Here is a 21,044-nt window from a genome sequence, read left to right as displayed (position 1 = left end):
CAAAACAAATGAAACCAAAGATCACATTTCTGTTATTGTTCATCATGGCGCTTACAAGAGTAAGTGCTCAGGAAGATAATCCTTTTATTTCCTATGATGTACCCTCACAGAACCTGTTAAAGTTTAACAGATTTCTAATAAACCCGACTTTCTCCACCGTTCGTGAAGACCTTTCCTATATTAACCTTTTACATAGAAACCAATCGGTATCTTTTGATGACAATAATCAGTTGTACTTTCTTAGTTACAGCGGTAGGATTAATGACAGGTCCGGACTGGGACTAAGCCTTTATACCCAGCGGGAAGGTGTGGTTAGCAATTACGGAATTTTAGCCAATTATGCATATGGTGTAAAATTGAGCGACAAAAGCAATTTCACTTTTGGAGCAAATTTATCCTATTACAGTAGTGGTTTAGATGAAAATAGAGCAAACCCAATAGAGCTGGATCCATTCCTTAGTGGCTTTCAGGACAGTTCATTGCTTTCATTTCAACCCGGATTTAATATTTCATACGGCCAATTCGATTTCGGTGTTTTTGCCGAAAACCTTTTTGATTATAACCTGAAAACAAGTGAGTCCCTTACAGAATTTGAGGATAAAACCTTTTCCGCTCATTTACAATATACCTATCAGTTTGAAAATAATTCCGGAGTATTTGAAAACTCCCGATTGATGCCGCTTGCTAGGGTACGAAAAGTTGGTCAGGAAGAAATTGTTTTGGGAGGTAATCTTATTTTCGATTTGCCCAAATTGGGTTGGTTGCAGGCCGGGTATGACAGTTTTTATGGAGCTTCAGCCGGTATTGGTTTTAACCTGGGAAAAAGGCTTTCCCTTGGGTATACCATGGAGAAAGGCCTTTCAAATAGTTTTGACAACTTTGGTGTTACCCACGAAATATCCTTTGCCTATTCCTTCACTCCAAACCTTACAGAAGACAGGGTGATGCTGGAAGAAAATGAGGAAGTAGTTGCAAATAATGAAGAGGAAGAAGAAGAAGATTCTGTTGCGGATTCATTTGCTTCCGAAGAAGAAGAAATTACAGAGCTTAAGCGCCGTCTGGCGGAGAATGATGCTATCCTTGCAGAATTGATGTTCCGGCAGGATTCCATGGAGACCAATCGTGAAAAAGATCTTGAAAGAAGGTTTGAGATGGTTATGCGAATGGTGAGGAATGAAACCAATGGCAACCGCCCGGATCTTGAAGAAAAGGCCAGGGAAATGTATTTCCTTAATAATGATAAAACCGCATTGGTTGAAAATGTAAAGAAACCAACACCGGTAGAATACAAACCAATAGTTAGGAAAAAAAACCCTGTAGATGTATTTATGCGGGAGGCCAAATTGAACAATGTTAAAAGCCAAAAATTCAGAGACCTCAAAGGTGTTGAAAATGGCTACTACGTAGTTGCCAATGTTTACAAAGGCGAACACTACATGAACAAATTCATGGACAATCTGTATAGCCAGGGATTAAACCCGGATTATATTGATAATCCCAAAAACGGAATGAAGTATGTATATCTGAAAAGATACGATACCTGGAAAGAAGCGCTCGCTGCACATAAATCCGGACTGGAAGGAGCCTACAACGGAGAACTATGGGTGATGAATGTCGACAACCGTTATTCTAATGAAGCCTATGCCGAAAATGCAAACAAAGTTCGTGAGAAATCGTCCGAGTATGATTCAGATGTTCTTCAGAAGAATGTCGTAGTAAGGGATAATGTAAAAGGAGGTGAGCCAAAGTCCAAAAGCGGGTTCATAAATGGCCTTCCTTCAGCTTATTATATTATAGCCAATGTTTTTGCGAACCCCAGAAATGCCAACCGTTTTGTGAAATTATTAAACTCCCAGGGCCTAAGCGCCAGTTACTTTATAAATCCAGTAAATAACTATCGGTATGTTTATTTAAAGCGGCACGAATCCTGGAACAATGCTCTCATATCTTACTACTCTAAACTTAATAACGCCTATGATGATAAAATGTGGATCATGCGCGTTACACCAAACTTAATAACCTAGATGAAACCAACTTTTGCAAGAAAATTTCTTTTCACCTGTGTGGTACTTTTTTCCTTTGTAGGTATTTCACAGGAATTCAACAATTTTGAAGTTAGGTATCAAAATAACCTAAGGGGTGACCTGACCTTTATAGCCAACAATATTGTTAACAGAGACGGAGGTACTGGCAACTCCGAACCGGAAGATGCCTATAATTCAACCGGTAATTCTTCCACCTACAATGACTGGCTAGACATGCAGTATATAGATGTGGATGGTGATCCTAGTACTTTTAGTTCTAGTAGTGCAACATTTAACTTTCCCCAAGCCAGCTGTAATCTAATCCGCTATGCAGGACTTTACTGGTCGGCTACTTATCCAAGTGCGCAGGCCGGACAGCCTTTAGGTGCAGGTAGGCAAAACGATTTTAACCAGGTTAAACTAATGGTTCCAGGCGGGGCTTATGTAGATGTTGTTGCAGATGAAATTCTCTTTGACGGATTCACAAGTGGCGATGCTTCCGTAACGCAAAACAGCCCTTATGCCTGTTACGCAGATGTCACCGCCCTTATAACCCCTTTGGCAGATCCTTCAGGGGATTATACGGTTGCAAATATTCGCTCTGTTGTTGGATCACTTTCTCCGGGAGGTGGAGCAGCGGGGGGATGGACACTAGTTGTTGTATATGAAAACCCTACATTATCTGGAAAATTAATCACAACTTTTGATGGTTTTGCCAGAGTACGAAGTGCAAATCCATCCGTTGACATAAACTATAGTGGTTTCAATACTATCCCCGTGGGGCCGGTAAGGGCCAATATCGGTGCTGCCGCGTTAGAAGGTGATAACAGAATTACTGGTGACAGAATGCGCATAAGAGCAGCCAGCAATCCAGGTTTTACAACCATAAGCAATGCAGTAAACCCGGCAAACAACTTCTTTAATAGTAATATTACCCTGGATGGCGCCATTACGAATAATCGAACACCAAACAGCGTCAACACTCTAGGTTATGATACAGATATGTTTTTGTTGAATAACCCTTTGAATTCTGTTATTCCCAATGCCGAAACAGATGCCACATTTAGATTTACGTCCAGCGGAGATCAGTACTATCCTTTCTTCAATTCTTTTAATGTTGAGATAATTGAACCTAACATTGTCGTAGAAAAAACGGTTGAGGATATTGCCGGTAACGACATTACGGGTTTGGGTGTAAACCTGGGGCAATTGTTGGACTATGTGCTTAGTTTTCAAAATATTGGTAATGACGATGCTACTAATTATGTTTTGCGGGATGTTTTGCCAATCAACGTAACTGTAATAGAATCAGATTTAGTATTGCCTCCCGGAGTAACTTATGTATATGACCCGATAGGCAATGAAATATCCTTTAACATTCCGGATAACCTTATAGAAGAGGGAGATCCCCTTTCTGAAATAAGGCTTAGGGTGCGGGTTGCAGAAAATTGTTTTGATTTTATAGATGCCTGTACGGATTTGATCGCAAATCAGGCCTACTCCACCTATGAGGGCGTAATTAATAATGCACAAATTACAGATGACCCCAGTGTGTCTGATTTTGATAATTGCGGTTTTGTTACCCCGGGAGCCACCAATTTCCTGCTGGATGATCTTGAAAGCTGTGATTACAACCGAACTGTTCAGCTATGTGGAGATGATTTGCTTCTTGATGCCGGGGACAATTTTGATTCTTATGTCTGGTATAAAGATGAAAACGAGGATGGCCTGATTGATCCGGGTGATACAGTATTAAATGATGGTGACCCTGATAGTGATCCTAGCACGCTTTTAATTGATGAAGTAGGGATATATATTGTAGATAAAATAGTTGCTGACCCTTGTAAAGGTTTTCAGGAAATTATTACTGTAGAATTATTTGGAACTACCCAGATAAACCCTATTGTAACATTAATCAATGATCCCACAAATACTGTTGAGGGCGAAGTAGTTACATGTCCCAATGACGGAGATTTATTGCCTAAAATATTTCTATGCGGGTTGAACGATACTGAACTCGTACAAATCAACATCCCTGATGCAGACAGTATACAATGGGAGCAGCTTGATGAGACAAGTTGTGGAGCTTCTGTTGCAGATTGCGCCAACAAGGATGCCGGATGTGGCTGGAATAGCGTGGGAACAGGGAATAATTTCCTTGCCTCGGATGCCGGCCAGTACAGGCTTATTATAAACTATCAAAATGGTTGTTTTAGCCGGTTTTATTTCAATATTTTCAAAAACCCGCTGGATCCGCAATACAATGTTACCGACTTAATTTGCCTTTCCCCTGGAAACATTACGGTAACAAACATGCCTGTTGATTATGAGTACCAATTGTTGGATGCAACAACAGGTGCGGTCCTTGTGCCCTTTAGTGCATTAAATGGTCCTAGTTTTACAATTAACTCAAACGGCGCATACACCGTAGAAATGCGTCAGCAGGGTGTAGTAGATGGTTGTATTTTCCGATTAGAAGATATCGGCGTACTTACCAGAAACTTCCAGGTAGATATAACCACTCAGGATGCTGACTGTAGTGGTCTAGGTTCAATGAGCATTTCTGTATTGGATGTGGAACCACAATATTACTTCGAAATCTCCCAGGGTGGAACTATTGTAGACACCTATGGCCCGAGTCTTGATAACAACTACACATTCGCGAACCTGAATCCAGGGGTTTATGACGTAGAGGTTACCACAGATGATAGTTGCCTGCACAATGAACAGGTAACCATTATTGATAATTCAGACCTTGAGCTTTCGGCAAGGGTTTCTCAAAATATTACCTGTAGGGAGGGGAATATCCTTATGGATTCCGATGGGGGTAAAACACCACATATCTATGCAATCTGGTCTTATGTGGATACATTGGGTGTTACGCAATTATCATATCCTGATCCGCCATCCATCCCGCCGTCAGAATTCCAAACAAGTCAGATTTTTGATATCTGGGATCCCGGAATCTACCAGTTTGTCGTAGTAGACCGCAATAACTGTTTTGACATCTCAAATCCTGTTGAAATTGAATTTGTTCCTTCTGTGGAATATGGTCCAACAACAGTGATTGATGAGGAGTGCTTTGGTGATTCTACGGGTTCTATATCCTTTGATATCATTGACACTAACGGTTATCAACTTACCTTCTTCCTAATAGATGAAAATGGCGTGGAAATTGCCAGCAATACCTCTGGTATATTTACAGGCCTGCCTCAAGGAGATTATACCGTGAGGCTTAATCAAAGAAAAGGAAGTGCTTCGTGCGACTTTTTTGAATATTATACTGTTTCCGGACCGGCTAATGGACTTTCGGGAACTGCTGCCCTGATTCAAGACTATTCCTGTCTGCAAACAGGTACTATTGAAGCACAAAATATTACCGGAGGAACAGCGCCTTATGAATATTCGATAGATGGAATAAACTTTGTTTCCGGAGCGGGGTCTGAGACTTTTACCGGCCTAACGAATGGCTCTTATAATATAAGCATCCGGGATGCCAATGGTTGTCTAATTGTAACCAATCCTATTACCATAGACCCCTTAAATCCGCCAACTGATCTGGACTTTGTTTCCTCAACACCAACTTGTCCGGCACTAACCTCAGATGTTACTGTAACAGTTGTTAATGGGAATACGCCTTTTGTATTTGAAATAATTGCCCCTGTGGCAATTCCGGCCACCTCAACTTCCGGTGGTTCAGCCAATTTTGATGGTCTTACACCTGACACCTATACTTTCAGGGTTACAGACGACAAAGGTTGTACTTACGAAGAAAATTATACCATTGCACCGGTAATTCCTATTGGGGTTGTAGGGCAGTTGGTAAGCAATATTAGCTGTCTGGGTGATGCCGACGGAGAAATTTTATATACCGTTTCCGGCTTCAACACATCATACGATTATACGGTAACCGGGCCGTCTGCTTTTAGTGGTTCCGGAGAAACAATCACAACAATTCCTCTAGCCGGTCTGGCTGCAGGAACCTATGATATTACCGTAACAGATAATGATACGAACTGTTCAGATACCGCCAGTGTTACGGTAAACGCACCTGCCGCGGCTCTTGTGTTAGCAGCTGTTGAATCTCAGCCAAGCTGTACAGAGGATGGAAGTGTGGTGCTAACCGCAACCGATGGTTGGGAGGGTTATACCTATACTTTAACTTATCCTGATACAGTTACTTTAGTCACGAATGGTACCGGTGCTTTCACGGGTCTGGTGCAATCAGGAACCTATATTGCTTCAGTTAGTGATGCCAACGGTTGTATTGCTACTACAACATTCGTTTTAAATGCCGCTTTGCCGCCTGTATTAGAAATAGTTCCAAATGATATTTGTTATGATAACCTTACCGGTCTGACTTTGACAGCCAATGTAACATCCGGAGGTGACGGAAACTTTCAATACAGAATTAACGGCGGGCTATATGATACAAATAATGTTTTTACAGGCCTGGGGCCGGGCACGTATACCATTGACGTTATTGATGGGAATAATTGTACCGGTACAGACACCATTACCATAAATCCTGAATTAACTGTTACGGCTTCCGCCGCTAATATTACAGCTTGTGGAACAACAACAGATGTAACGGTAACCGCAGCAGGTGGTGATGGAAATTTTGTTTATGCGATTGTAGCTGATGGAGTACCTCCGGTTCCTGGAGATTTCGGTATTGTAAATCCAATTACAGTTACTGGTGCCGGGGATTATGATGTATACGTTCGTGATAACAATGGCAATGTAACATTTTGTGAGGCCATGTATGACATTACAATTGTCCAGGATGCGCCTATAACAATTACCCCAACATCAACCCCTGCAATATGTTTTGGAGATAGCAATGGAAGTATAACTATTGTAGCTGCAAATGGCATGGGGCCTTATGAATACAGTATTGATAACGGCGCAACTTACCAGGTCTCAGGAAATTTCGTGAACCTGGCTGCCGGAACATATCCGATCAGAGTAAGAGATGCAAACAACTGTGAAGAAACAGCTTCCATAGACGTACTTGAGCCAACGCAATTGGTAGCAGAAGCCATTCAAACACAGCCATATACCTGTCTTCAGTTAGGTGAAATAACCGTAGGAAGTGTAACCCCTACAAGTGGAGGTTCAGGAGATTATCAATATAGTCTTAACGGCGGTTCGTGGACTGCATCTACACCTGGCGGAGCAACCTTTACAGGTCTTATTGACGGCACTTATTCAATCAGGGTAAGAGACGCGAATGCAGTTTCTTGTTCTATTACCTTGCCGGATGTTATAATAGTACCATTACCTGTTGAGCCGGTATTGAGTACCAGCATTACCTATAATTGTGATGGTACAGGAAATATTACCGTATTACCTAATGACCCTTCATATCAGTACAGCGTAGATGGAGGAGCCCTACAGGCTTCCAATGTCTTTAATAATATTGCCATTGGCAATCACCTTATTACCGTAGATTATGGTAGTGATTGTACTGTGGATGCCAGTGCTATAATAGTTGCAGGCAATGCCTTTGATGCAAACATTACTAATTTCACCAATATCAGTTGTAATGGTCTCTCTGACGGTACTATTACTTTTGAGGTTGAAAACTTTGATATTGTAAATGGCTTTGAATATTCAGTAAACGGTGGTGCGTTTTCGGTGCCACAAACGGTTTCTCCGGTAACAGTTAATGGTTTAAGTGCCGGAGTGAATTCAATTGAGGTCAGGGATGTATTAGATAATTCCTGCTCGGTTTTGCTTTCAGAAACCTTAACCGAACCCACACCTGTAGTTGCTTCTGCGGGCATTACGGTAGAATTTACTTGTAATAATACCGGTGCTACAATTACGGCCAGTGCCACTGGAGGTACACCAGGTTATGAATATCAGTTAGAAGATAATGTAGGTGGTATCATTACACCTTATCAGGCCGCGGTTGATTTTGTAGGTGTTCCTGCCGGAGATTATATTGTTAGAGTTAGAGATACGAATAATTGCGAAGATCCCATTGACGCGCCTATTACCGTAGTTGCTCCTATGAGTCCAACTTTTACTACTACGCCAACAGCTTGTTACAGCGGCGCTAATGATGGGACAATCCTGGTAGACGTAACTTCACTTCCTGGTAACGGAGGATTTCAATTTAGTATCAACGGTGGTCCATGGTTAACGCCAGTACCGTCAACGGCAACAAGTTATACTTTTAATAATTTATCTGCCGGGGCATATACTATAGATGTCAAGGATTCTTTTGGTTGTGTTGGGATACAACAAAATGTAACAATAAATCCAAGCCTTGCCGCAAACGCTGTTTTAACTGCAGATCTGACTTGTCTGGCACCAGCATCAATTACAATAAATGCAATTGGTGGTTCAGGCACATATTCCTATGAATGGTCCAATGATGCTGGCGCAACTTACTTTAACACCAACTTTGTCGGGAATATCTTCAGTTCCAATACAGCGGGCACCTATGTTTTCAGGGTAACAGACACAACAGTGCCTGCCGCATGTATTGTAACCACTAATTCGGTTATTATTAGCCCCGCAGATACTCCTGTGATTACATCAGTTACGCCAACACATATTCTTTGTAATGGAGATAGTACGGGAATGCTGGATGTGGTTATTGATGCTTCTATAGGTAGCCCTCCATATGTCATTGAGGTAATTGAGACTATTTCAACAACGAATTATGGAACCCAGACCGCGGGTCTTCCTGCCGGGGACTATGAAGTCACTATTACGGATGCGAAGGGATGTGTTTCTCTTCCTTTTCCAGCAACTATAAATGAGCCTGATGCAATTGCATATAGTATTAATTTAATACCTATTACCTGTAATCCAGCTACTGGAACAGATCCAGGTTCTATAACCGTAGAAAACTTAACCGGAGGTACTGCAGAATACACCTACCATTTAACAGGAAATAACGGTTATTCCGCATCTTATTTGACAACAGCCGGAGGTGAAGATCATACCTTTGCTATTCTTGAATTCGGTATTTATGAAGTTGATGTGGTTGACGCCAATGGTTGTTCGCTGAGAACTACTAATATCATTGCTTCTCCACCAAATGATCTGGATATTGATGTATCTACTCTAACTGCAAGTTGTGCGGTGGGAGGTACAGCTATAGTTACAGTATCATCTGCAGTAGGTAGTGGTAATTATGAGTTTGCAATTTTGGACAGTTATACCATTCCATATTCGGCCTCTTATCAGGCGCCGGATGTTGTAGGCGGAGATACTTCTACATTTACAGCACTTATACCTGGAGTTACTTATACTTTTGTGGTTCACGATTTAACCACCAATTGTTATTATTTTGAAACTGCTGCTACCCCAATAAACTCTCCTTCAAATATGGCGTTAACGTCATTGGTTGAGGCAAATGTAACATGTACCGGGGCTGCAGATGGTAATGTGAGTTTCACTTTTGACAACTACGATGTTGGTGCCACACAGGTCGACTACGAAATATTTAATGCACAATCTAATATAACCACTGGTTTTACCGGGTCTTCACCAGTAAATCCGCCAGCAGGACCTGTAAGTATATCCAATTTTGCAACTTTGCCTCCTGGTGTATACTATGTATTGTTAACAGAAATTAATGGTGCGTTTGCTGGTTGTTCAATTGGTTCTTCAAACTTTACCATCGATGAATCAACCAACTTATTGTCGGTTACAGCAGCTTCGCCAGTTAATGATAATTGTAATGTGAATGCGGGTGTCATCACGGCAACACCTCAATTTGGCAGTGCCCCATATGAATTCCAATACTTACTCAATACGGCGCCAGCTCCAACTGCCGCTTCACCCGGATGGACAAGCAGTACTACTGCAAACGTCGAATCCGGAGATTATATCGTTTACGTAAAAGATGCAAATGACTGTATTCAAAACGATCCTGTTACTGTAGCTTTAGATGCAAGTCCCGATATTTCACTTGTAATTGTAGATGAATGTGTGGCGGAAGGGCAATTTGAGATTCTGGTAACCCTTGATGCTGCCGGTGTGGCCCCATATCAATTAAGTATTAATGGGGGTCCTTTCCAAAATATAGTTTTTAATGGTAGTAACCAATATCTGGTTTCTGGAATTAGTTCCGGAGCAGCTCAAAACATTGCCGTTCGCGATTTGAATGGTTGTACAGATACTGAGTCATTTACCATTATACCTCCTCTGGAGTTTACTGTATTGCAAACTACATTGCTTGATTGTGAGCCAGGTGCTGCGGCTAATGCCGAACTTACAATTGAAGTAACTTCAGGTTCCGGTAACTATGAAATTGAAATAGACGGACCGGGTGCAATAGACCTGGTTAGACAGGCTTTACCTTCCAATCCATATGTTTGGACCGGAGCAAGTGGAGCTGGTTCTTATAACGTGACAATTCATGATATTAGCACCACACCTCCCAACTGTTCTCAAAATATTATTGTAGATGTTCCCGCTGCAATACTTCCGGACTTTACAGAAATACATACCGATGTAACCTGTAACGGAGGTGCGGATGGCAGTATTACGCTTATTGAAATTGATAATGGCAATAATCCATTGACCTATACCTTAAATCCTATGCCGGCAGGCGTTATTTTGAATGATAAAACTTTTGAAAATGTTCCGGCTGGCACTTATGATGTAAGAGGAACAGGGGTTAATGATTGTTTTACAGATATTTTTTCCATTACTATTGGAGAACCGGCCATAATCAATGTTCCTGCACCTATAGTTGTTGAATTTGGTTGTACTTCAGGAAATAATCCTGATAATGCAACAATAACAATAGATGATACCTCAATTACGGGTGGAAGTGGCACTTATGTTATTTATGAATTTATAAATGACCAGGGAACGCCTGCGCCTGGAGATGATGTGGTAGTTCAAACAGGTGCGAATACTACCTATATAGAAACTGATGTTAACGGTGGTAGTTATACTATCAATGTCTATGACAGCAATGGCTGTCTTGGTTCTACAACAGCTGTAATTTTGCCTTATGACGAATTATTAACGGCCAGTGCAGCAATTACCAATGCCATAAGCTGTAATCCGGGAATGGATGGTGAAATTACCATAACGGTAACATCAGCCGTAAATGATCCGGCTAAATTTGAATACAGTATAGACAATGGTGCTACGTACCAGGCCTCAAATGTGTTTAGTGGTTTAGACCTTGGTGTCCATAATTTCCTCATCAGGCATTTAGATACAGGATGCATATTAACCGCCACAGAGACTATTACAGATCCCAACACATTCGATATTGTACTCACTAAATTACAGGATGTAATCTGTTTTGGTACTGAAACCGGGGAAGTTACCATAGAATTAACTGATGCTACATATATTGGCCCTTTTGACTGGAATATCTATGATACCAATGGTACTCCGTCAAATACAGCTGATGATGTACTGGTAGAAACCGGAACCAGTCCAACAAACGGGCCAACAGGGGTAATAACACTTTTTGCAGGTGATTATCTTGTGGAGGTTATTCAAAACAACCATCCAAATTGTACAAATACGCAATTATTTAACATCGCGGGCCCACCGGCAGCTATTACTGCTAATACCAATGTATCACAAATTACCTGTATAGGGAATGATGGTGTTATTGAGATCGTAGATGTCCTCGGAGGCTGGGGTGGTTACACTTATTATGTAGGAAACGTACCGCCAACCGGTCCCGGAGATTATGTTCCCGGACCAAGATTTGAAAACCTTGTGGCGGGCACTTATGAGGCCTGGGTTATTGACTCAGGTGGTTGTGAAGAAATGATCCAGAACAACATCGTTCTAGTAGATCCTATTCCAATTACCGCTACTTTGCAAGTCAATCAGGAAAACTGCACAAATCTTCAGGGTGAAATTGAAGTAATTGGAACAGCTGGTGGACAAGGAATTAATTATACCTATCAATTAATAAGAGATGGAGCGCCTTTTGGTGCACCACAGACTTCTACTATTTTCTCGGGCCTTGGGGCAGGAAGCTATGAGGTTCAGATAACAGACCAGTGGTCATGTGCAGCAACCATAGGGCCGGAAGTGCTTTATGAAGAGATGTCATTAATCAGCACGGTAGTTAAACCAATTGATTGTACTGCTACTCCAGATGGTGAAGTTACGATTACTGTTGCCGGAGGATCCGGAAACCTGAGCTATATAGTAACATTCCCGGATCTGATAACATCTGTTGTTAACAATACCGGAATTTTCACAGGCTTGAATCAGCCGGGTGTCTATTCGTTTATGGTAACCGATTTAAACACAAGTAATCCGGTATGTACACAAACGATAACACAGGAATTAGATGCACCAACTCCGGTAACTTTCGATCCACATACCGTGGTAGATGTATCCTGTAACGGATTAAGTGATGGAAGTATAACTGTAAACTTAGCCCCGGTAGCCCCGGGTGTAAATGACAACCCTGTTTATACTTATAATCTCTACGATGCCTTATCGGCTCTTATTGCAGGACCACAAACAAGTCCGGTTTTTGATAACCTGGCGGCTGGCACCTATGAAGTAGAAGCTATTTCGGAAAGAGGTTGTTCATTAAGAGAGGTTGTGGTTGTAGATGAGCCCTCTGTCTTAACTGTTGCGGCTGTTGCTACAGCATTTAACTGTAACCCCAATAATACGGTTAATACAGCTACGATTACAGCAACCGTTGGTGTGGGAACAGGAAGAAGTCCATACTTATACAGTATCGATAATGTTAATTTCCAAACTTCTAACACCTTTGATGTTGTAGACACAAATTCTATTCAAAATATTACGGTCTATGCCAGGGATGCGAATGGTTGTACGGCTACGGATTCTGTGGTTATAAACCCACTCAATGTATTCACTGTAGCTGTCTCGCAAGACATTGCTATTTCCTGTGTAGTGCCAGAAGAAATTACTATCACTGTTACTGATGACGGCAACCCGGCAAATACGTATACCTATGAATTGCTACCGCTGGGCAACCCAAATGGTGTGTTGACATCGACTCCTACAAATACGACGGCAGAATTTGATTTAACTGCTGTGGGAAGTTATACGTTCAGGGTTACAGATACGGCAACCGGGTGTTATGTAGATTCTGCTCCTTATACTATTGCGCCCTATGATCTTATAGATGTGGTAGCAACGGCAACGTTGCCAGTGGTTTGTTTCGGGGATACAAATGGAGCTCTCGAGATAGCGATTACCGGATATACCGGCGCATATAACTATGAAGTATATACAGCTGCTGGTGTAAGCACTGGGATTGCAGGTGTTGGAGATACATCAACAAATCCATTAACCATTTCAGGAGTTTCCGGAGGAAATTATTTTGTGCGGATTACTGAAACAGCGGCGCCTTTATGTGTTGAAGATTCAAATATTATTACAATTGTCTCTCCGGATATGCCTCTTGCAACCGCGGTTAGTGAGCTTGCAAACGTTACTTGCACCAACGATCAGGGCGAAATTTTGGTCGATCCTGAAGGTGGGTATGCGCCTTACGATATCGTATTGACAAATACCACAACTGCGGCAGTTTATACCATAAGCGATGTAAATAGTTACCTGTTTACAGGGCTTTCTGCCGGCAATTACACAATTGCAATTACAGATGAAGGTGGTTGTGTTCTTAACGACACAGAAGTTCTGGTACAGCCGGTGCCAATCACAGCCGATATTACGGCTACACCTACAACGTTGGTTTGTTATGGAGATACAAATGCTACCGTAACGGCAATAAATGTTGTTGGTGGGCAAGGAGCCTATCAATATCAATTAAACTACTATGACCCTACCGGAACAGTAATTGATTTTAGTACAGGAGGGCAGACCAGTCCAATATTCAATAATATTGGTGCCGGAATATATAGTATTACGGTTTCAGATGGCTGGAATTGTGATGTAGAAACCATTCAGGTTACTATTTCTGAACCTACAGACGTTGCCAGTTCGTTAATTCAACTGACTCCGCTTACTTGTACGAACCTTGCGGAAATTGAATTGACGGCTACTGGAGGAACTGCGCCCTATGAATTCAGTACAGACGGTGTGTCTTATACTCCAATGTCCGGAGGTGACACCCATGTATTTACTGTTCCAGACGGTGTATACCAGTATTACGTTCGTGATTCTTTCGGATGTGAAGCAACTATTTCAAATCAGATATCTATAGACCCAATAATTCCTTTGTCTATAGTTATTGATGAGAGCGCAGCAATCATAAATTGTACCGGTGAAATGACGGCTACAATAATGGCCCAGGCTTTTGGAGGTCTAGGTAGTTATACCTATGAATTATTCGGTGATGCTGCATTAACCAATTTAATTGCAGGGCCGCAGACAAATGGAAACTTCTCTATGTTGGGTGTTGGCAGTTACTATGTAAGGGTTATCAGCATGGATTGTATTGAGGTCTCTAATGAAATAATTATAACAGAACCTGTGCCTCTTCAAATAGACAGTGAGGAATTCACAGATGTTACCTGCGCCGGGCAGAATGATGGAACAATTACGGTTGAAGTTTCGGGAGGAACCGGAAACATACTGTATGCCATTTCGCCAAACCTGAACCAGTTTGACACTGAAAATACATTTGTGGATCTTGAACCAGGAGTTTATGATGTTATCGCACAGGATGAAAACGGCTGTTTTATTCCTTTCCAGTTTACTATTGCAGAACCTGCGCCTCTCGATGCAGCTTATACTGCATTACCTGAAGTATGTCTTGGTAGTGAAGATGGTTCAATAACACTAAATATTACTGGTGGCACAGCTCCATATAGTACGGCATTTAATTCTAATAATCCTGCGGATTATGTTTTAAATCAGACAACATTTATGGATCTTGCTGCAGGCGCTTATGTAATATTTGTTCGTGATGCACAGGATTGTGAAATTAATGTGATTGTAGAAATTGATCCGGGTGTTAACTTAAATGCTTTAGTGGAGCCTGTTTATGAGTGTACAGATATCCTTCCGGAAAACTATATAAACATAACCATGGAGGATCCTTCGGTGCTTGGCTCTGTAATGTATGCGCTTGATTCTACAGACCCTGCAGACCTGCAATTGAACCCTGATTTCAGAAATATTAGTCCGGGGGCCCACTATGTAACCATTTCACATTCTAATGGTTGTATGCAAACGGTTGATTTTGAAATCATGGCTTTCGAACCATTAACCTTGGTACTGGAACAACAGAATCTCAATGAGATTACAGCCATTGTCACGGGCGGCCTTGAGGATTACACGTTCTATTTCAATGATGACAACAATGGCACAGATAACACCTATTATATCAATATGACCGGCACCTATACGGTGACAGTTATAGACGAAAATGGGTGTGAAGTATCTGCGCAAATATTCATGGAGTTTATAGATATAGAAATCCCTAATTTCTTTACCCCTGACGGTGATGGTATGAATGATTACTGGATTCCTGATAATATTGAGGGTTATCCTGAAATACTAATAAAAATATATGATCGTTATGGTAGAGTAGTTGCTGAAGAAACGATTGTGCCAAACGGCTGGGATGGACTATATCAGGGCAAGGAACTGCCTACAGGAGATTACTGGTATGTCATAAAGTTGAATGGTGAGCGTGATGAAAGAGAATTTGTTGGACATTTTACCTTATACAGATAAAACTTAACCTAATAGAATTATGCGCAAGAGATTGCTATGTTTAATACTGTTGTTGTGTGCGTTTGCCTCGCATGCACAGGAGCTTACGCTCCCGCAATTGTCACAGTATTTAGCAGATAACCCCTTTGTTATATCGCCAACCTATGCAGGGATAGGTGACTATATTAAAGTGCGGATCAATGGTCTTACCCAGTGGGTAGGGATAAAAGATGCTCCGGATACCCAGTCTCTGGCTGCTGATGGCAGGATCGGGAACCGCTCCGGTGTGGGAATGATCCTTTATAATGACAGTAATGGAGAAACCAAACAAAGAGGGGCAAGGTTGTCTTTTGCACACCACCTTACCCTGGACAGGTATGAAGATGAATTCCTTTCCTTTGGACTTTCTTATAACTTCAACCAGTTCAGGATAGATATTGAAAATTTTGATGGCCTGGACCCCAGTGTTACGGATGACCGCTCTACGACAAACCATAATTTTGATATAGGTGTGTTGTATAGAAAAAATAAGTTTTTTGTTAGTTTAAACGCTTCCAATATTTTAAATAAGGACCTAAAAAAGTTTAATCCTATATCAGAGCCTAACCAATTGAGAAATTATTATTTCTATACCGGCTACAGGTTCAGTAAGAAAAAGAGCAATTTTGAAATAGAGCCTTCTGTTTTCTTTCAGTGGTTTGAAAGTGACGGGCGATCCGTGACGGATTTGAATGCAAAATTCAGGTGGTACGATTTTGAAGATTATTACTATGCGGGTGTAACCTATCGTTTTCTGAATGATCAGGTGGGTAGCCCATTATATATTGCACCATTAATAGGGCTTAAGAAAAGTAATTTTTATTTCGGGTACTCCTACCAGATCATATTAAATGAGATCCTGGGGTTCAGTACCGGTACGCATGTAATTACGATTGGAGTAGATCTTTTCCAGGGTATTAGCAATTGCAGGTGTACTTATTAAAAATTCTCGCGTCTTTAGGTTAAGTTTGCAGAAACATACTAGAAGGTGGGTAAAATAACACTACGCAATATAAGGGTCTATGCCTATCATGGTTGCCTGAAAGAAGAAAGCATCATCGGCAGTGACTACCTGGTAACTGTAAAAATCTTCGCAGACCTACAAAAAGCAAGTCTTTCGGATAATTTAGAAAATACTGTGGATTATGTATTTATCAACAGGGTTGTAAAGGAAGAAATGAAAATCAGTTCGAAGCTGCTGGAACATGTATCAAAAAGAATAATAGATCGAATTTTTAAAGAAATGAAAAGTGTTACCAAAGCATTGGTTTCGGTATCAAAAGTAAATCCGCCAATTAACGGGGATGTAGAAATGGTTACGGTTACACTAAAGAAAAAGAGAATATAAGATTTTTTTTCTAAGCAGGAAAAAATAGTACCTTTGCGCCTTTAAATGGCATCGTGGCCGAGTGGCTAGGCACAGCTCTGCAAAAGCTTGTACAGCGGTTCGAATCCGCTCGATGCCTCCAAAAACCCCTCAAATTATGAGGGGTTTTTTCGTTTCTATATGATTTTTAGTACAAAAATTATTCGTGAACAGACTGTTTTTTATTCCCTTATATATTCAATTCCTTTTTCTATGTTCAGTTTGTCCTTGGGGAGAAAGCCTTTAAAAATAAGTACAAGCCCGCATATAACCAGCACAATACCAAGGGCCTTCTTAACCAAACGAATTCTTTCTGTTGTTAGTTTGCGCCGAAGTTGCTTTGCAAGCAAAATTTTGAAAACGTCCGTAATTAAGTAGGCGCCTAGCATTGTGGAAAAGAAAACAATAATTCTGTTAGAGTTGTTGTCCAGGCTTGGGCCAACAATTATAATAACACCCAGCCAAAACACAAGAACCCCAATATTTATAAAATTAAGCAGAAACCCTTTAATGAAAAGGCTTAAGTAGCCCCCTTTTCTGGGTTTTATATCTGTCCTTCCTTTTACAAACTCCCTGTTAAAGAATGTAGTAAGGCCGTATATAAGAAGAATTACCCCTCCAAAAACATATAAACCGGGTTCATTGCTTAAGTTTTCCAGTAATTGAAAACTACTGAAATAGGCTATTGTAAGAAAAATAATATCCGCCAAAATAACACCCAGATCAAAAAACAAACCTGCCCTGAAACCTTTGGTTGCACTTGTTTCGAGAAGTACGAAAAAAACAGGGCCAATCATAAAGGCCAACAAAAAACCCAGCGGTATGGCTGCCTGAATATCTTCTATCATTAAACTATAGAATTCCTTTACATTCTTGTTACTTTACCTCCAAATACGGTTTTTTCATCCATTTTGGCAGGGTCTCCAAAGACTAAAACTTCTCCTCCGGCTTTTACGCTGGCTTTGACATAATCTGAGGCAAAAATCTCTGCGCTGGATCCCGCATTTACATTTACGGTGGTAAATTTTGTCTTAAAATCCCTGCCCAGATAAGAGCCGCCGGTATTAATTGCAACATCCTGCACATCTGATTCCCCGGTTGCGGTAATAACCCCCCCGGAAACAGATCTGATCAACATTTGTTCTACTCTTGCTTTTATTTTTAATTCTCCTCCTTCCTGGGCCTTTAATTCAATAACCTCCTGGTTAAAGGTATCATCAGAAGTAATTCTTGCGTCTTCATTAACATCAATTACAATTAAATTATCTGTGTAATAAAGGTCTACAAAGGTCCTGTATCCACTAAAAATTTTTGTTATTTCCATCCGGATTCTAAGAATGCCATCTGTATTTACAAACTTCACATTATCCGTATTCGCTCCTTTGATTACGGCTTTATTTTCATTTGATTTTATCAGGTTTACAGATATTCCATCAAACGCCTTAACCTCAGTAAAATCAGTCAAATTCATACTAATTTTCCCATCCTGTGGTCTTGCGATCTGCATAAGAAACAGGAAAAAAACAAAAAGTATTACTTGTTTCATTATGTTGGTTTTAGTGTTTATCCCTTAGAACAAACAAATTCTATTCCAAAAATTAGCTATTCTTCCGGTTTTCCTAAAAGTGAGAAATCAAGATGGCGTTTTACTAAATCCGTGCTTTTTACCATCACTACAACAATATCTCCCAGCTGGTACTTTTTATGGGTACGTTCGCCAATTATTGCATATTCCCGTTCATCAAAGGTATAATAATCATCCTTTATATCCCGAATTCGAACCATTCCTTCGCATTTATTCTCAATTATCTCAACATAAATTCCCCACTCAGTAACTCCGGAAATAACTCCTTTGAATTCCTGATCCTTGTGATCCTGCATGAACTTAATCTGCATGTATTTAATTGAATCGCGCTCGGCACTGGAGGCTAAAATTTCCATATCTGAAGAATGTTTGCACATTTCCTCATAGATTTCACTGCTGGGAGATTTCCCGCCTTCCAAATAATGTTGCAGCAACCTGTGTACCATTACATCCGGATAACGCCTGATAGGGGATGTGAAATGTGAATAAAAGTCAAATGCCAAACCATAGTGCCCAATATTATTCGTACTGTAAATAGCCTTGCTCATGCTGCGTATCGCTAAGGTATCTACAAGATTTTGTTCTTTCTTACCCTTAACGTCCTCCAGGAGCTTATTTAAAGAGCTGTTAACAGCTTTTTTATCCTTAAGGTTAAGCTTGTGTCCAAAACGTGAAATAATGCTGTTTAAAGCTAATAATTTTTCTTCATCCGGCTGATCGTGAATTCTATATACAAAGGTTTTTGTTGGTTTTTGCATACCAATAAATGCTGCTACTTTGCGATTGGCTAAGAGCATAAACTCCTCAATTAATTTATTCGAATCTTTAGCCTCCTTAAAGTAAACGCCCTCCGGTTCATTTTTTGAATTAAGATTGAATTTAACTTCTACTTTATCGAATGAAATAGCTCCGGAATCCATTCTTCTGCTTCTCATTTTCTTAGCTAAGCTATTTAAGGTATTAATTGCATTAACAGTTTCTTCATTAACTGAATAAGCTTTATTTCTTATTGAAACGGACGCAGGTATTGATCCTTTTCCGGTTTCTATTATATACTGGGCTTCCTCATAAGCAAATCTTTCGTTCGAGTTTATTACCGTACGTCCAAACCATTGGTTTTTTACTGAACCAGATACATCCATTTCAAAAATTGCTGAAAATGTATATTTATCCTCTTGCGGACGCAAGGAGCAGGCGTTATTCGATAAAATTTCAGGTAACATAGGTACAACCCTGTCTACCAGGTAGACCGAGGTCGCTCTTTCGTATGCTTCTTGTTCCAGTATACTATCCGGTTTTAGATAATGAGAAACATCTGCTATATGAATTCCTATGGAGAAATTACCATTATCCAGTACTTCAAAAGACAGAGCATCATCAAAATCTTTAGCATCCCTCGGGTCTATAGTAAATGTCAGGAATTCTCTTAAGTCTTTTCTTTTTAAAACTTCTTCCTGTTTTATTGAAGTATCTAAAGAGTTGGCATAAATCTCCACTTCATCCGGAAATGCAGAAGGCAATCCATACTCAGCCAATATGGCATGGATTTCTGTATGGTGGTCTCCGGGTTTTCCCAGTATTTCAATTATTTTACCATTGGGAGATTCCGCTTTATCCGGCCACTCCATAATTTCTACAAGCACTTTCTCTCCATTCTTTGCTTTGCTTATATTTTCAAGTGGAATAAAAATATCTGTATACATTCTTATATCTGTAGGTCTGACAAAAGCAAATTTCTTTTGTAAATCTACTATACCTACAAATCTTTTCTTTTTTCGCTCCAGTATTCTTTTTATTTCACCTTCAGGTTTCTTGCTGCTCTTCTTTTTAAATATATCTACTTCAACAATATCACCATGAAAAGCCCTGTTAAGTCTATTGTAAGAAACAAAGATGTCGCTATCCAATTCATCTACAACAACATATGCATTTCCTCTTGCAGTAATATCAACTTTTCCCTGATAAAAGGTTCCATTAGACATTGCCTGGTATTTACCCCTTGCATTTTCAAGTATTCGTTTTTCATTTCTTAATTCGCCTAATCTTCTAATCAATAAATTCCTGTTTTCCGTATCAAGCAACTCAAGCTTTGAAGCTATCTGCTTATAATTAAAACTCTTCGAAGGTTCTTTCTCAAGGACAGAGAATATACCCTTTGTAATTTCATTTCTTTTATGGCTTTTAGCCCTTTTCTTTTTCTTCGACATTAAATTCTTAATTTGCATGGAAAAGTACGAATTATAATCCATAGCACTTAATCCATAATAACAGATTTAAACCTTTAAATTCTGTAAATAACATATCAACAATTATTAATATATTAATATTTTCTTTAATTAATTTATATAAAAATTGATGATGATTATGGTTTGTTAATACTGCTTATAAAAACTTTAAGTAAAAGTTGCTATGAACA

Annotated in this window: 7 protein-coding genes and 1 tRNA gene; 5 read left to right on the top strand and 3 right to left on the bottom strand. The window is 40.2% G+C overall.

The genetic code is table 11. From position 1 onward, the window contains the following. The first annotated feature begins 8 nt into the window (after positions 1-8). The 5 genes from G504_RS0114245 to G504_RS0114225 all read left to right on the top strand — a co-directional run bounded on the left by G504_RS0114245 (position 9) and on the right by G504_RS0114225 (position 17,146). Positions 9-2,024 carry a PorP/SprF family type IX secretion system membrane protein gene (locus G504_RS0114245; RefSeq protein WP_083930776.1) on the top strand — a complete coding sequence of 672 codons (2,016 nt, stop codon included), beginning with the start codon at positions 9-11 and terminating at the stop codon, positions 2,022-2,024. Continuing rightward, positions 2,025-15,659 (top strand): T9SS type B sorting domain-containing protein, encoded by a 13,635-nt coding sequence (locus G504_RS0114240; protein WP_019670866.1) that lies wholly within the window; start codon positions 2,025-2,027, stop codon positions 15,657-15,659. It abuts the gene before it with no gap. A gap of 19 nt (positions 15,660-15,678) precedes the next feature. Then, on the top strand, positions 15,679-16,620 hold the full coding sequence (locus G504_RS0114235) for a PorP/SprF family type IX secretion system membrane protein (RefSeq protein WP_019670865.1): 942 nt from the start codon (positions 15,679-15,681) through the stop codon (positions 16,618-16,620). Between the two features lie 45 nt (positions 16,621-16,665). Next, positions 16,666-17,025: a dihydroneopterin aldolase gene (gene folB / locus G504_RS0114230; protein WP_019670864.1), complete on the top strand. Its 360-nt coding sequence runs from the start codon at positions 16,666-16,668 to the stop codon at positions 17,023-17,025. Positions 17,026-17,072: 47 nt separating this feature from the next. Continuing rightward, positions 17,073-17,146, top strand: a tRNA-Cys gene (locus G504_RS0114225). 79 nt (positions 17,147-17,225) lie between these two features. On the opposite strand, the gene G504_RS0114220 is transcribed toward G504_RS0114225, so the two are convergent. The 3 genes from G504_RS0114220 to rnr are packed head-to-tail and all read right to left on the bottom strand — an operon-like array spanning position 17,226 to position 20,835. Beyond that, a complete protein-coding gene (locus G504_RS0114220) occupies positions 17,226-17,891 on the bottom strand; it encodes a LysE family translocator (RefSeq protein ID WP_019670863.1) in 666 nt (221 codons plus the stop codon). Between the two features lie 17 nt (positions 17,892-17,908). Further along, positions 17,909-18,589 carry a head GIN domain-containing protein gene (locus tag G504_RS0114215; protein WP_019670862.1) on the bottom strand — a complete coding sequence of 227 codons (681 nt, stop codon included), beginning with the start codon at positions 18,587-18,589 and terminating at the stop codon, positions 17,909-17,911. A gap of 56 nt (positions 18,590-18,645) precedes the next feature. Beyond that, the gene (gene rnr / locus G504_RS0114210) at positions 18,646-20,835 is read right to left on the bottom strand and encodes a ribonuclease R (RefSeq protein ID WP_026348594.1); all 2,190 of its coding nucleotides are present in this window, start codon (positions 20,833-20,835) and stop codon (positions 18,646-18,648) included. Between the last annotated feature and the right edge of the window lie 209 nt (positions 20,836-21,044).

The sequence above is a fragment of the Eudoraea adriatica DSM 19308 genome, assembly GCF_000382125.1.
In the GTDB taxonomy this organism is placed as follows: domain Bacteria; phylum Bacteroidota; class Bacteroidia; order Flavobacteriales; family Flavobacteriaceae; genus Eudoraea; species Eudoraea adriatica.
This window is presented reverse-complemented; position numbering and strand designations above follow the sequence as displayed.